This window comes from Streptomyces actinomycinicus (assembly GCF_016741775.1).
Classification (GTDB): Bacteria; Actinomycetota; Actinomycetes; order Streptomycetales; family Streptomycetaceae; genus Streptomyces; species Streptomyces actinomycinicus.
Genome location: NZ_JAERRK010000029.1, coordinates 42,970 through 57,990 on the forward strand (window position 1 = coordinate 42,970; position 15,021 = coordinate 57,990).

11 protein-coding genes are annotated in these 15,021 nt (G+C 70.0%); 7 read left to right on the plus strand and 4 right to left on the minus strand.

The genetic code is table 11. The features are described 5' to 3' along the window. Nucleotides 1–139: 139 nt before the first annotated feature. The gene (locus JK359_RS35430; protein WP_201843743.1) at nt 140–3,241 is read left to right on the plus strand and encodes an efflux RND transporter permease subunit; all 3,102 of its coding nucleotides are present in this window, start codon (nt 140–142) and stop codon (nt 3,239–3,241) included. 251 nt (nt 3,242–3,492) lie between these two features. Here the strand turns inward: JK359_RS35430 and nadA are convergent, their stop codons facing one another. Further along, entirely contained in the window at nt 3,493–4,677 is a 1,185-nt protein-coding gene (gene nadA, locus JK359_RS35435) for a quinolinate synthase NadA (protein WP_201843744.1), read from the minus strand. A gap of 263 nt (nt 4,678–4,940) precedes the next feature. On the opposite strand from nadA, the gene erpA reads away from it, so the two are divergent. Next, on the plus strand, nt 4,941–5,297 hold the full coding sequence (gene erpA, locus JK359_RS35440; RefSeq protein WP_201843745.1) for an iron-sulfur cluster insertion protein ErpA: 357 nt from the start codon (nt 4,941–4,943) through the stop codon (nt 5,295–5,297). A gap of 142 nt (nt 5,298–5,439) precedes the next feature. Here erpA and JK359_RS35445 read toward each other — a convergent pair whose 3' ends face one another. After that, nucleotides 5,440–7,263 (minus strand): hypothetical protein, encoded by a 1,824-nt coding sequence (locus JK359_RS35445; RefSeq protein WP_307788425.1) that lies wholly within the window; start codon nt 7,261–7,263, stop codon nt 5,440–5,442. Between the two features lie 89 nt (nt 7,264–7,352). Beyond that, nucleotides 7,353–7,562, minus strand: coding sequence for a hypothetical protein (locus JK359_RS35450; protein WP_201843746.1), 210 nt, complete (start codon nt 7,560–7,562; stop codon nt 7,353–7,355). A 132-nt stretch (nt 7,563–7,694) separates the two neighbouring features. Here JK359_RS35450 and JK359_RS35455 point away from each other — a divergent pair, with 132 nt between their 5' ends. Beyond that, nucleotides 7,695–8,669, plus strand: a complete 975-nt coding sequence (locus JK359_RS35455) for a carbohydrate kinase family protein (RefSeq protein WP_201843747.1) — start codon at nt 7,695–7,697, stop codon at nt 8,667–8,669. A 151-nt stretch (nt 8,670–8,820) separates the two neighbouring features. On the opposite strand, the gene JK359_RS35460 is transcribed toward JK359_RS35455, so the two are convergent. Beyond that, complete coding sequence (locus JK359_RS35460; RefSeq protein ID WP_201843748.1) at nt 8,821–10,197, minus strand: cysteine desulfurase/sulfurtransferase TusA family protein; 1,377 nt, start codon at nt 10,195–10,197, stop codon at nt 8,821–8,823. A 308-nt stretch (nt 10,198–10,505) separates the two neighbouring features. On the opposite strand from JK359_RS35460, the gene ctaC reads away from it, so the two are divergent. The 4 genes from ctaC to JK359_RS35480 all read left to right on the plus strand — a co-directional run bounded on the left by ctaC (nt 10,506) and on the right by JK359_RS35480 (nt 15,013). Beyond that, entirely contained in the window at nt 10,506–11,468 is a 963-nt protein-coding gene (gene ctaC, locus JK359_RS35465; RefSeq protein WP_201843749.1) for an aa3-type cytochrome oxidase subunit II, read from the plus strand. Beyond that, on the plus strand, nt 11,465–13,198 hold the full coding sequence (gene ctaD / locus JK359_RS35470) for an aa3-type cytochrome oxidase subunit I (protein ID WP_201843750.1): 1,734 nt from the start codon (nt 11,465–11,467) through the stop codon (nt 13,196–13,198). The genes ctaC and ctaD overlap by 4 nt, the downstream gene beginning before the upstream one ends. Next, nucleotides 13,195–13,593 carry a cytochrome c oxidase subunit 4 gene (locus JK359_RS35475; RefSeq protein ID WP_201843751.1) on the plus strand — a complete coding sequence of 133 codons (399 nt, stop codon included), beginning with the start codon at nt 13,195–13,197 and terminating at the stop codon, nt 13,591–13,593. The genes ctaD and JK359_RS35475 overlap by 4 nt, the downstream gene beginning before the upstream one ends. A gap of 157 nt (nt 13,594–13,750) precedes the next feature. Continuing rightward, entirely contained in the window at nt 13,751–15,013 is a 1,263-nt protein-coding gene (locus JK359_RS35480; RefSeq protein ID WP_201843752.1) for a L,D-transpeptidase, read from the plus strand. The last annotated feature ends 8 nt before the right edge of the window (nt 15,014–15,021 follow it).

Genomic DNA, 15,021 nt, shown 5'->3' on the forward strand with positions numbered 1-15,021 from the left:
GACCTGGGGCCTACGGATCGGCGTCCGGTGATGGCTCAAGGTGGTGCGGTGGGCGCTCACCTGCGCGTCCGCGACGCCGACTCTTCCCCGCACGGAAGCGGAAGCACTTCTGCCGCTCACAGAAGAGAGACCCTGATCCATGTCCTGGCTGTCGAGATTCAGCCTCGCGCAACGGGCCCTCATCGGGCTCATGTCGATCGTCGCGCTCGTCTTCGGGCTGATCGCGATACCCCAGATCAAGCAGCAACTCCTGCCCACCATCAACCTGCCCATGGTGTCGGTCATCGCGCCGTACCAGGGTGCCGCGCCGGACGTCGTGGAGAAGCAGGTCGTCGAGCCCATCGAGGACAGCCTCCAGGGCGTCGACGGCCTCACCGGCGTCACCTCCACGGCGAGCGAGGGCAACGCCGTGATCATGGCGTCCTTCGACTACGACGACGACACCAAGCGGCTCGTCACCGACGTCCAGCAGGCCGTCAACCGGGCCCGCGCCCAGCTGCCGGACGACGTCGAACCGCAGGTCGTCTCCGGTTCCACCGACGACATGCCGACCGTGGTGCTCGCGGTCACCTCCGGCAAGGACCAGCAGGCCCTCGCCGACCAGCTGGACAGGACCGTCGTACCCACCCTGAAGGACATCGACGGCGTCGGCCGCGTCCAGGTGGCCGGCGTCCGCGACCTCCAGGTCGCCGTCACCCCGGACGACGCGAAGCTCGCCCGGGCCGGCCTCACCTCCGCGGCTCTCGGCCAGGCCCTGCAGGCGGGCGGCGCGACCGTCCCGGCGGGTTCCTTCGACGAGGACGGCGCCAACCGCACCGTCCAGGTCGGCGGCGGCTTCACTTCCCTGAAGCAGATCAGGGACCTCATGGTCACCGGGGAGGGCGTCGAGAAGCCCGTACGCCTCGGTGACGTGGCCACCGTCAAGGAGCGGCCGGCCCCGGCCGACTCCCTCACCCGCACCGACGGCCGGCCCAGCCTCGCCGTCAACGTGACCATGGACCACGACGGCAGCGCGGTCTCCATCTCGAACGCCGTCAAGGACAAGCTGCCCGGTCTGCGGGAGGACCTCGGCGCCGACGCGAAGCTCACGGTCGTCAGCGACCAGGGCCCCGCGGTGTCCAAGTCCATCAAGGGCCTGACCACGGAGGGCGGGCTCGGCCTGCTCTTCGCCGTCCTGGTGATCCTGGTCTTCCTCGCCTCGGTCCGCTCGACCCTGGTCACGGCGGTGTCCATCCCGCTGTCCGTCGTCCTCGCGCTCATCGTGCTGTGGACCCGCGGTCTCTCCCTGAACATGCTCACGCTCGGCGCGCTGACCATCGCCATCGGCCGGGTCGTCGACGACTCGATCGTGGTCCTGGAGAACATCAAGCGGCACCTCGGCTACGGCGAGGAGCGCAGGGACGCGATCCTCACGGCGGTGCGCGAGGTGGCCGGCGCGGTCACCTCCTCCACCCTCACCACGGTCGCCGTGTTCCTGCCGATCGGCCTGGTCGGCGGCATGGTGGGTGCCCTGTTCGGCTCGTTCAGCATCACGGTGACGGCGGCCCTGCTCGCCTCCCTGCTGGTGTCGCTGACGGTCGTACCGGTCTTGTCCTACTGGTTCCTGCGCGCGCCCAGGAACACCCCCGAGGACGCGGCGGAGGCCCGCCGCAAGGCCGAGGAGAAGGAGGCGAACAGCCGCCTCCAGCGGATCTACGTCCCCGTCCTGCGCTTCGCCACCCGCCGCCGGCTCACCAGCGTGCTGATCGCGGTGGTCGTCCTGGTGCTCACGTTCGGCATGTCCGGACTGCTGAAGACCAACTTCTTCGACCAGGGCGAGCAGGAAGTCCTCACCGTCAAGCAGGAGCTGAAGCCCGGTACGAGCCTCGCGGCCACCGACGCGCAGGCGAAGCGGGTGGAGAAGCTGCTCGACTCCACCGACGGCGTCAAGGACTACCAGGTCACCGTCGGGTCCTCCGGCTTCATGGCGGCCTTCGGCGGCGGCACCGACACCAACCAGGCGTCGTACCAGGTCATGCTGAAGGACTCGGCGTCCTACGAGGACGTGCAGGACCGGATCGAGGACGGGCTGAAGAAGCTCCGCGGCATCGGCACGACCACCGTGTCCGCCGGTGACGGCTTCGGCAACCAGGACCTCAGCGTCGTGGTGAAGGCCTCCGACCCGCAGGTGCTGCGGACGGCGGCCGAGCAGGTCCGCTCGACCGTGGCCGGCCTCGACCACGTCACGGACGTCACCAGCGACCTGGCGCAGAGCGTCCCGCGGATCTCGGTGAAGGCCAACTCCAAGGCGGCCGCGGCCGGGTTCGACGACCAGAAGCTGGGCGCGGCGGTGGCCCAGGCAGTACGCGGTACGACGACCGCCAAGGCGGTCCTCGACGACACCGAGCGCGACGTCGTCGTGAAGTCGGCCAGGCCCGCGACCACCCTGGCCGAGCTGAGGAACCTGCGCCTCGGCCCGGTGAAGCTCGGTGCCGTCGCCAAGGTCGAGCTGGTGGACGGCCCGGTGTCGATGACCCGTATCGACGGTCAGCGCGCGGCCACGATCACGGCCAAGCCGACCGGTGACAACACGGGCGCGATCAGCACCAAGCTCCAGTCGAAGATCAAGGGACTGAAGCTGCCCGCGGGTGCCACGGCCGAGATCGGCGGTGTCTCCTCCGACCAGGACGACGCGTTCAAGAACCTGGGCCTGGCCATGCTGGCGGCCATCGCGATCGTCTTCATGCTGCTGGTCGCGACGTTCCGGTCGCTCGCCCAGCCGCTGATCCTGCTGGTCTCGGTCCCGTTCGCGGCGACGGGCGCGATCGGCCTGCTGGTCGCCACCGGCACCCCGATGGGCGTACCCGCCATGATCGGCATGCTGATGCTGATCGGCATCGTGGTGACCAACGCGATCGTGCTGATCGACCTGATCAACCAGTACCGCGGTCAGGGCTACGGCGTCGTGGAAGCCGTCGTCGAGGGCGGCCGGCACCGCCTGCGTCCCATCCTGATGACGGCGCTGGCGACCATCTTCGCCCTGCTGCCCATGGCACTGGGCGTCACCGGCGAGGGCGGCTTCATCGCCCAGCCGCTGGCCGTGGTCGTCATCGGCGGCCTGATCACCTCCACCCTCCTGACCCTCCTCCTCGTCCCGACGCTCTACGCCATGCTGGAACTCCGCAAGGAGCGCCGGGCGAAGAAGCGGGCCGCCAAGAAGCAGGCGAAGACGGAGAAGGCGCCGCAGCCGGCCGGCGTCTGACCGCGGGGAAACCCGACGGCACGAGGACCGCGGGGAAACCCGACGGCACGAGGACCGCGGGGAAACCCGACGGCACGAGGACCGCGGGGAAACCTGACCGCGTGAGGACCGCGGGGAAACCCGACGGCATGAGGAATCGCAGGGAAACCTGAACGGCATGAGGAAGGGCCGGGCCCCGTACGGGACCCGGCCCTTTCGCGCGGGCTGCGGCAGACGTGCCGCGTGAGCCGCGGCAAGCCCGTCCGCGCGGGCTACGGCAGCGCCAGCATGCGCTCCAGCGCCAGCTTCGCGAAGGCCTCCGTCTCCTTGTCGACCTCGATGCGGTTGACCAGGTTGCCCTCGGCCAGGGACTCCAGGGCCCAGACCAGGTGGGGCAGGTCGATGCGGTTCATGGTCGAGCAGAAGCAGACCGTCTTGTCGAGGAAGACGATCTCCTTGCCCTCGGGCGCGAAACGATTCGCCAGGCGGCGGACCAGGTTCAGCTCCGTGCCGATGGCCCACTTGGAGCCGGCCGGGGCGGCCTCCAGGGCCTTGATGATGTACTCGGTCGAGCCGACGTAGTCCGCGGCGGCCACGACCTCGTGCTTGCACTCCGGGTGGACCAGGACGTTCACCCCGGGGATGCGCTCACGGACGTCGTTGACCGAGTCCAGGCTGAAGCGCCCGTGGACCGAGCAGTGCCCGCGCCACAGGATCATCTTCGCGGCGCGCAGCTCGTCCGCGGTCAGGCCGCCGTTCGGCTTGTGCGGGTTGTAGACCACGCAGTCGTCCAGGGACATGCCCATGTCGCGGACGGCGGTGTTGCGGCCCAGGTGCTGGTCGGGCAGGAAGAGCACCTTCTCGCCCTGCTCGAAGGCCCAGTCCAGGGCGCGCTTGGCGTTGGACGAGGTGCAGATCGTGCCGCCGTGCTTGCCGGTGAACGCCTTGATGTCGGCGGAGGAGTTCATGTACGAGACGGGAACCACCTGCTCGGCGACGCCCGCCTCGGTCAGCACGTCCCAGCACTCCGCGACCTGCTCGGCCGTCGCCATGTCGGCCATGGAGCAGCCGGCGGCCAGGTCCGGCAGGACGACCTTCTGGTCGTCCGAGGTGAGGATGTCCGCCGACTCCGCCATGAAGTGCACACCGCAGAAGACGATGTACTCGGCCTCCGGGCGCGCGGCCGCGTCCCGGGCCAGCTTGAAGGAGTCGCCCGTGACGTCGGCGAACTGGATGACCTCGTCGCGCTGGTAGTGGTGGCCGAGCACGAAGACCTTGTCGCCGAGCTTCTCCTTGGCCGCGCGGGCGCGCTCGACCAGGTCGGGGTCGGACGGCGAGGGCAGGTCACCGGGACACTCGACGCCCCGCTCGCTCTTCGGGTCGGCCTCGCGGCCGAGCAGCAACAGGGCGAGCGGAGTCGGCTGTACGTCGAGGTCCGGGGTCTGGGCGGTGGTCACGACACACACCCTTTCTACTTTTCGTCTAACTGACGCTATCTATCATAACTGCTTCACGTCACTTTGACGATGGCCATAGCGTCTATGTGACGTGAATCCCGCCGACGTCCCTCGGTGGGGCGCTGTCCGCGCCCGCGGGCGTGTGCGAGCATGAGAAAGGAACCACAACGCGACCACGCGAATGCCCGGCCCGGAATGAATCCGCGGAAACGCCGGTTGCACTCGTCGGCAAGCAGTCTCCGTACAACCCGGGAGAGATGTAGATGTCCGTATCGGACGAGACCACCACCGTCACCGACGGCATCATCCTGACCGACGCCGCCGCGGCCAAGGTCAAGGCCCTGCTCGACCAGGAAGGCCGCGACGACCTGGCGCTGCGCGTCGCCGTCCAGCCCGGCGGTTGCTCCGGCCTGCGCTACCAGCTCTTCTTCGACGAGCGCGCGCTCGACGGGGACGTGGAGAAGGACTTCGACGGGGTCAAGGTCGTCACGGACCGCATGAGCGCTCCGTACCTGGGCGGCGCCACCATCGACTTCGTGGACACGATCGAGAAGCAGGGCTTCACGATCGACAACCCGAACGCGACCGGCTCCTGCGCCTGCGGCGACTCGTTCAGCTGAGCCGACGGCAGAGCCCGACGGTGTGAAATGAAGGCGGCGGCCCCCTGCACGGGGGGCCGCCGCCTTCGCCGTCCGGAGGAGCCGGCCGTGCCCGGGAGCCGAAAGCGTGACGGGCCTGGGGAGCCGGAAGGGCGCCGTGCGGTCAGCGCGGCTGCGCCGACGAGTCCGGCTTCAGCGAACCCGGCTTCGCCCGCCGGATCTCCTTGCCGCCGGTCCCGACCACCGTCCGCCCGTCCAGCGGCGCGTCCAGCCGTACGGTCTTCACGTACTCCTGGGCGATGAGCACGCACACCTTGCCCGGCCACGGCGTCTCCGTGACCCGCACGGTCACCCGGCCGTCACTCTCCTGCGCCGACGTCCGGTAGTCCGCGCAGACCCCGCCGTAGAAGCTCACCAGCAGCGTCCTGTCGTCAGCGGCCGTGTACGCGTTCACCTTCACGCTGCGGCTCTTACGGGGCGCCCCGGACGTCTCCGGTGCTGAGGGCGAGGAGGACGACGAGGGTGGCGAGGGCGACGAGGGCAGGGACGAGGCCGGGGGCAGGGAAGGGGAGGGGGACGAAGGCGAGGACGCCGACGCCAGGTACTCGGGGTCGACCGCCGGATACGTCACCGTGAAGCTGTCGTCCGCCAGTGACCCGCGCGCCTGGAACAGCCACGACGGCACCAGCGTCTGCCGCCCGCCGACGGACTGCGCGGCCAGCCCGAACACGGCCTTCTCCACGGTGACCGTGTTCCCGTCCCGCCCGGGCGCCCCGGTGGACGCCCCGCACGGCTGCTCCAGCCGGTCCTTCAGCGGCACCGGGCTGGCACAGCCGCCGATCCCCATCCGGTGGTCCCGCTTCGTCGCCCCGTTCATCAGCTCCAGCGCCTTCCCGGCGCCCACCACGGGATACGTGTCGCCCTTCACCGGCGTCGCCAGCAGCCCGTGGCCGCCGACGAGCACGCCCTTGCGGTCCACGGTCAGCCCGGTCGTCCAGCCGTACGTGGGCAGCCCGCCGATCACCGGGTCGGCGTTGACCACCCGCTGGGCGCCCATGACCTGGCTCGCATCGATCTTCGCGTCGTCCAGTCCCGCCGCCTTCAGCACGGGAGCCGCCGCTTTCTCGGCCGCCGCCACGCTCACCGGTTCGCCGGCCGGAGCGCCCGGGTCCTGAGCGCAGACGGTCACCTTGCGGCAGTTGTCGGTGCCGGGGGCGAACCGGCTGAAGGTCCAGCTGCCCGGCGCGTCCCGGTTCACCTGGAGGCTCGGCCCCGTGCCGTCCTGCCCGCCGACCCGCCAGGTCCGCCCCTCGGCCACGGGTGTCCCGGTCACCCCGAGCGCCTGCGCCAGCCGTGCCGCCTGCTCCCGGCCGACCTCGGCCCCCGGCTCGTACACCGGCGCCGAACCGGGCCCGTCCGGCAGCTCGCCCTGTGCCACGTACCGGGCGCCGTACGGGTCCGGTTCGCCGGGTGCGATACCGCCGGTGCCGTCGGCCGCCCAGCCGTCCAGGGTGAGCGGCGGGGGAGTGGCACCGCCGGATGCGGCCGGGCCGCCGTCCGTACGGCCACCGGTGCCGTTGGTGGCGGCGAGGTACGCCCCACCGCCGCCCACCAGCAGCACGGCCGCGGCGGCGACGAGCGCGACGGTGCCGGACGACCGCCGGCGCCCGCCCGGACCGCCAGGGCCGCCCGGGCCGCCAGGGCCGTCCAGGCCGTCCTCGCTGTCCGGGCCGTTCGGGTGGGCCGGGCCGTCCGGGGACTCGGCCCGATCGGAGGCCTCCGGCGCCTCAGGGGCCTCAGCGGCCTCGGCGGCCTCCGGAGCCTCGGAGGACTCGGCGGTACGGTCCCCTGCGATCCCCGAAGCCCCGGTGGCCGCGGAAGCCCCGGTGGCCTCCGGGGGCTCGGGCGTACGGGCCTCGGCCGCATGTTCCTCGGATGCCTTCGGAACCTCCGCGTTCCCGGAGTCCTCAGGCCGCTCGGTGTTCACCGCATCGCTCCTCGCTGGGTCGTGTCCCGCATCCCTCGCGCGGGGGACGGCGATGGGACGCGGGAGAGGAGCGCACGGTTCCCGGCGGGTCAGTCGCCGTAGTCGGACATCGCGTCCAGCAGCCGGGCGGACCGTGCCGGGACCTTCACCCCGTGGATGAGGGAGGGCGGTACGGGCCGGGGCTCGGCGTGCTCCGGAACGGCCCAGTGCGGGACCATCCGGGCGCAGTCGCTGCGCAGTGCGGCAAGATCGCCGTCGTAGTCGGCCCGGACCTTGGAAGAGACCTTGAGGTTCGCCATGACCGAACCGTAGGCATGCCAGGGGCTGCGAAGAAAGATCTACTATCGGGTAGTTTTGCCCGCTTCAGCGGCGGGCGTCCGACCGGGTAGCGTGGACTGTCAACTCAGCCTCCCCGCAGGAGAATCTCCGTCGTGCGCATCGCAGTCACCGGCTCCATCGCCACCGACCACCTCATGACCTTCCCCGGCCGCTTCGCCGACCAGTTCGTAGCGGACCAACTGCACACGGTTTCGCTCTCCTTCCTGGTCGACAATCTCGACGTGCGCCGGGGCGGCGTCGGCGCGAACATCGCCTTCGGCATGGGCCAGCTCGGCACCGGACCCATCCTGGTCGGTGCCGCGGGCTTCGACTTCGACGAGTACCGGGCCTGGCTCGACCGGCACGGCGTGGACACCGAGTCGGTCCGCATCTCCGAGACCCTGCACACCGCCCGGTTCGTGTGCACGACCGACGCCGTGCACAACCAGATCGGCTCCTTCTACACCGGCGCCATGAGCGAGGCCCGCCTCATCGAGCTGAAGACCGTCGCGGACCGCGTGGGCGGCCTCGACCTGGTCCTCATCGGCGCCGACGACCCCGAGGCGATGCTCCGCCACACCGAGGAGTGCCGTACCCGGAACATCCCGTTCGCCGCCGACTTCTCCCAGCAGATCGCCCGCATGGAGGGCGACGAGATCCGCATCCTGCTCGACGGTGCGACCTACCTCTTCTCGAACGAGTACGAGAAGGGTCTCATCGAGACCAAGACCGGCTGGAACGACGCCGAGATCCTGTCCCGGGTCGGCCATCGCGTCACCACGCTCGGCGCGCGGGGCGTGCGGATCGAGCGGCAGGGTGAGGACCCGATCGAGGTCGGCTGCCCGGACGAGGAGCGCAAGGCCGACCCCACGGGCGTCGGCGACGCCTTCCGCGCGGGCTTCCTGTCGGGGCTGGCCTGGGGTGTCTCGCTGGAGCGTGCCGCGCAGGTGGGCTGCATGCTGGCGACGCTGGTCATCGAGACCGTCGGGACGCAGGAGTACCAGCTGCGGCGCGGGCACTTCATGGAGCGGTTCACCAAGGCGTACGGGCAGTCGGCCGCGGAAGAAGTGCAGGCCCACCTGGGCTGAGGCCCGTTCCCGGGCGCGGGCGCGGCCGGCCCTGACGCGCCCGCGCGGCGGAGCCGCACATCGACGCGGCTCCGCACCCCTGACCGGGCTCCGCGCCCCTGACCGGGCCCCGCGCCCCTGACCGGGGGCCGCGCCCCGGACCCCTGGGGGGTCACGTCAGGCGGCGTACCACGTACGCCGTGCCTCGTTCCGCCGGTTCCTCTCCGACGTACTGCTGGCCCCGCATCTCGCACCATGCCGGGATGTCCAGTCGGGCCGCCTCGTCGTCGGAGAGGACGCGGACGGTGCCGCCGACCGGGACGTCGGCGAACACCTTGGCCAGCTCGATGACCGGGATCGGGCACCGCTTGCCGAGGGAGTCGACGACCAGTTCCTCGGCGCGGACGGCCGTCGTGGGGGCCGGTGCGCCCAGCTTCTCGCGCACGCCGCTCACCACGCCCGGCAGCACCTCCAGGAACCGCTCCACGTCCGCCTCGGCGGTGCCCGGCGGCAGGGAGACCCGTACGTTCCCCTCGCTCAGCACCCCCATCGCCTTCAGCACGTGGCTGGGCGTCAGCGTGCTGCTCGTGCAGGAGGAGCCGGAGGAGACCGAGAAGCCCGCGCGGTCCAGTTCGTGCAGCAGCGCCTCGCCGTCGACGTAGAGGCAGGAGAACGTGACGATCCCGGGCAGCCGCTGTGCGGCGTCCCCGACCACCTCCACGTCCGGCACCAGCTGCGGCACCCGTGTCCGGATCCGCTCCGTCAGCTCCCGCAGCCGTACCGCCTCCTGGGCCGCCTCGGCCCGCACCGCGCGCAGCGAGGCCACGGCGGCCACGATCGCCGGGATGTTCTCGAACCCGGGCGCCCGGCCCGACTCCCGCTCGTCCACCGGCCCCTGAGCGGCGAACCGCACGCCCTTGCGCACGACGAGCAGTCCGACCCCGGACGGCCCGCCCCACTTGTGCGCGCTGGCCGCCAGCAGCGACCAGGCGCCCGCCACCGGCCCCCACCCCAGCGACTGCGCCGCGTCCACCAGCAACGGCACCCCGGCCGCCCGGCACACCTCCGCCACCTCGGCCACCGGCTGGGCGGTGCCGACCTCGTGGTTGGCCGACTGCAGGCACGCGAGTGCGGTGTCGGGGCGCAGCGCGGCCGCGTACGCCGACGGGGTGACGGCTCCCGCCCGGTTGACGGCCACTCGGGTGACCGTCCCGCCCGCGGCCTCGTGCAGCTCCGCCGAATGGAGCACGGAGGAGTGTTCGACAGCGGACACGATCAGGTGGCGCCCGACCCGGCGCCGGCCGGCCGACGCCCCCGCGATCCCGGCGTGCAGCGCCCGGGTCCCCGACGGGGTGAACACCACCTCGTCGGCCCGGCAGCCGACGGCCTCGGCAGCGGCCTCCCGGGCGGCGTCCAGCAGCATGCGCGCCCTGCGGCCCTCCCGGTAGAGCCGGGCGGGATCGGCCCATCCCTCGTCCAGGGAGGCCAAGAGGGCCTGGCGGGCGACGGGGTGGAGGGGAGCGGCGGACGCGGCGTCGAAGTAGGACACAGGTCAACGTTAAGACGTGGCGCGGGACGCGCAGGCGGCGCGGGGAGCCGCACGACCAGCCGCGACGCCGTCCGCACCCGCTCGCCAAACCGTCACAACCCGAGCTATTAGGCGCTCAATCCGCGGCCTTTCCCACCCCAACAGAGTGACAGGCGACGCGTATGCCCCCCTCCCCGCGAACCCTCGAAGAGCGTCGGCTAGGGTTTGGTCCGCATAAACATCCAAACCCCTGCCCGACGCAGGGCGGCGACCGACCAGCGAGAAGGCCGCAGCCGACCGCGCGGGCGAGACTCTCGGGAAGGCGCTACGTGAGTCCCAACGGCTCCGACCGCTCGCCGCGGCGCCCGATGCGGCGGAAGCTGCTGCAGGCACTGACCGCGGGCCTGGTCCTGGCGACCGCAACCGGTTGCACATACAAGGACTTCCCCCGCCTTGGCATGCCCACCCCGACCACGGAAGAGGCTCCGCGGATCCTCTCCCTGTGGCAGGGCTCCTGGGCTGCCGCGCTCGCCGTCGGCGTGCTGGTGTGGGGCCTGATCCTGTGGAGTGCTTTCTTCCACCGGCGCAGCCGCACCAAGGTCGAGGTTCCTCCGCAGACCCGGTACAACATGCCGATCGAGGCCCTGTACACGGTGGTCCCGATCATCATCATCTCGGTGCTCTTCTACTTCACGGCCCGGGACGAGTCGAAGCTGCTCAGCCTCACTGACAAGAAGCCGGACGTCACGGTCAACGTGGTCGGCTTCCAGTGGAGCTGGGGCTTCAACTACATCGAGAACGTCCCCGGTTCCAACGGCGATGCCAAGACCGACAAGAACCTGGACGCGATCCCGAACCGGTTCAAGGCCGAGTTCCCGGCGAACGCCGGCGGCGTCTACGACGTCGGTACGCCCGGCACGCGGAACCCGCAGACCGACAACCCCGGTCCGACGCTCTGGCTGCCCAAGGGCAAGACGGTCCGCTTCGTCCTCACCTCGCGTGACGTCATCCACTCCTTCTGGGTGGTGCCGTTCCTCATGAAGCAGGACGTCATCCCGGGCCGCACCAACGCCTTCCAGGTGACCCCCAACAAGGAGGGCACCTTCATGGGCAAGTGCGCCGAACTCTGCGGCGTCGACCACTCGCGGATGCTGTTCAACGTGAAGGTCGTCTCCCCGGAGCGCTACGAGCAGCACCTCAAGGAGCTTGCGCAGAAGGGGCAGACCGGTTACATCCCGGCCGGCATCGCGCAGACGAGCCACGAGAAGAACCAGAGGACGAACATCCTGTGAGCATCCTCAACGAACCCCAGGGTGCCGCGGCAGCTGAAGACTCGTACGAGAACGAGCTGCCGGTCCGGCGCAAGCAGCCCGGCAATGTCGTGGTGAAGTGGCTGACGACCACCGACCACAAGACGATCGGCACGCTCTATCTGGTCACCTCGTTCGCGTTCTTCCTGATCGGTGGCGTCATGGCGCTGCTGATGCGCGCCGAGCTGGCCCGGCCGGGTCTGCAGATCATGTCGAACGAGCAGTTCAACCAGGCGTTCACGATGCACGGCACGATCATGCTGCTGATGTTCGCGACGCCGCTGTTCGCCGGTTTCACGAACTGGATCATGCCGCTGCAGATCGGTGCGCCGGACGTGGCGTTCCCGCGGCTGAACATGTTCGCCTACTGGCTCTACCTGTTCGGCTCGACCATCGCGGTGGGCGGTTTCCTCACCCCGCAGGGTGCGGCCGACTTCGGCTGGTTCGCCTACTCCCCGCTGTCGGACGCGGTCCGCTCGCCGGGTATCGGCGCCGACCTGTGGATCATGGGTCTGGCCTTCTCCGGCTTCGGCACGATCCTCGGTGCGGTCAACTTCATCACCACGATCATCTGCATGCGTGCCCCGGGCATGACCATGTTCCGCATGCCGATCTTCGTGTGGAACGTGCTGCTGACGGCCGTGCTGGTCCTGCTGGCCTTCCCGGTGCTGGCCGCCGCGCTGTTCGCCCTGGAGGCGGACCGCAAGTTCGGTGCCCATGTCTTCGACGCCGCCAACGGCGGCGCACTACTGTGGCAACACCTCTTCTGGTTCTTCGGCCATCCAGAGGTGTACATCATCGCGCTGCCGTTCTTCGGCATCATCTCCGAGGTCATCCCGGTCTTCTCCCGCAAGCCGATGTTCGGCTACATGGGCCTGATCGCGGCCACGATCGCGATCGCCGGTCTGTCCGTGACGGTGTGGGCGCACCACATGTACGTCACCGGCGGTGTGCTGCTGCCGTTCTTCTCCTTCATGACGTTCCTGATCGCGGTCCCGACCGGCGTGAAGTTCTTCAACTGGATCGGCACGATGTGGAAGGGCTCGCTGTCCTTCGAGACGCCGATGCTCTGGGCGGTCGGCTTCCTGATCACCTTCACCTTCGGCGGTCTGACCGGTGTCATCCTGGCCTCGCCGCCGATGGACTTCCACGTCTCCGACTCGTACTTCGTGGTGGCGCACTTCCACTACGTGGTGTTCGGCACGGTCGTCTTCGCGATGTTCTCCGGCTTCCACTTCTGGTGGCCGAAGATGACGGGCAAGATGCTCGACGAGCGTCTCGGCAAGATCACCTTCTGGACGCTGTTCGTCGGCTTCCACGGGACCTTCCTGGTGCAGCACTGGCTGGGTGCCGAGGGCATGCCGCGTCGTTACGCCGACTACCTGGCGGCCGACGGCTTCACCGCCCTGAACACGATCTCGACGATCAGCTCGTTCCTGCTCGGCCTGTCGATCCTGCCGTTCCTCTACAACGTCTGGAAGACGGCCAAGTACGGCAAGCCGGTCGGCGTGGACGACCCCTGGGGCTACGGCCGTTCGCTCGAGTGGGCGACGTCCTGCCCGCCGCCGCGGCACAACTTCCTCACCCTGCCGCGGATCCGCAGTGAATCCCCGGCGTTCGACCTGCACCACCCCGAGATCGCCGCGCTGGAGCAGCTTGAGCACGCCGGTCACGGCGCCGCCATCGCGGGCAGCAAGGAGGCCGGCAAGTGAAGATCCAGGGTCGGATGTTCATCTGGCTGAGCGTCTTCATTCTGATCATGGCCATCGTGTATGGCGTGTGGTCGAAGGAGCCGGCCGGAACCACCGCGCTCTTCCTGGCCTTCGGCCTGAGCGTCATGATCGGCTTCTACCTGGGCTTCACCGCCCGGCGGGTCGACGCGGGCGCCCAGGACGACAAGGAGGCCGACGTCGCGGACGACGCGGGCGAGCTGGGCTTCTTCAGCCCGCACAGCTGGCAGCCGCTCATGCTGGGCTTCGGCGGCGCGGTCGCCTTCCTCAGCATCGCGGTCGGCTGGTGGCTGATCTACTTCGCCGCCCCGATCATCATGATCGGCCTGTTCGGCTGGGTGTTCGAGTACTACCACGGTGAGAACCGCACCCAGTAGCACGCACCGAGCACACCGGGAGCCCGGACCCTCCGCCAGGAGGGTCCGGGCTCCCGCCGTTGCGCGGGTTTCCGGGCGTCCGTCGTCTGCCGCAGTGCCGTCACCCATAGGAAGTAGGTGACGAGCCGGTACGGTCAACGTCTCATAACGTGATCATATGAATCACACTCCGCGGACCCGCTCCGTCGTCAGCTGCACGCTGCTGGTGGCCGCCCTGGGCGCGGGCGTCACCGCTTGCGGTTCGGACGGCAACCCCCTGTCGGCCAAGCCGTACGACGCAGCGGACCAGATCTCCTTCAACGGCCCCACCGACGCGGGGAAGCGGGCCGATCCGGACAAGCCCCTGGAGATCACCGCCGAGAGCGGTGACGGGCGCATCACGGACGTCACCGCCCAGGACTCCACAGGGCGCTACGTGGCGGGCGAACTGGCCGCCGACGGCAGCCGCTGGCACAGCACCTCCCCGCTGGCCGCCAACGCCCACTACACGGTCAGGGTGAGCACCGAGGACGAGGACGGCGCGCCCGGCCGCAAGGTCCTCACGTTCGACACCAGCAAGCCCACCAGCAAGAAGACCCTGAACGTCACGTTCGGGCCGGAGAAGGGCACGTTCGGCGTCGGACAGCCCATCACGGCCCAGCTGGACCAGCCGATCAAGGACAAGGCGCAGCGTGCCGTCGTGGAGCGCGGGCTACGGGTGGACTCCGTGCCGGCCGTGCCGGGCTCCTGGTACTGGGTGAGCGACAAGGAACTCCACTACCGCCCCAAGGAGTACTGGCCCGCCCACGCCACCGTCCAGGCGCACAGCAACCTGAACGGCGTCCGGGTCGGCGACCGGTTGTGGGGCGGGAAGTCCAATGCGGTGAAGATCACCACGGGGGACCGGGTGGAGGTGATCACGGACGCGGCCGCGCACCAGCTCACCTACTACAAGAACGGGCAGCAGGTCGAGCAGATCCCGGTCACCACCGGCAAGGCCGGCTACGAGACCCGCAACGGCGTCAAGGTCGTACTGGAGAAGCAGTACTTCGTACGGATGCGCGGCACCACCGTCGGCATCGCCGAGGGCAGCTCGGACTCCTACGACCTGCCGGTCTACTACGCCACCCGGGTCACCTGGTCGGGCGAGTACGTCCACGCCGCCCCCTGGTCCGTCGGCTCCCAGGGCTACGCGAACGTCAGCCACGGCTGCACCGGCATGAGCACGGCCAACGCCGAGTGGTTCTTCGACAACATCCGGGAGGGCGACATCGTGAAGGTCGTCAATTCCTACGGCGACGCCATGGAACCCTTCGGCAACGGCTTCGGCGACTGGAACGTCGACTGGGCGAAGTGGCGTACGGGCAGCGCCCTCTTCAACGGCAAACCCGACGGGCCGGCTCCCGGGGACGCGGTGAGGATCCAGCCAGCGGCGCTGTGAGCGTGCCC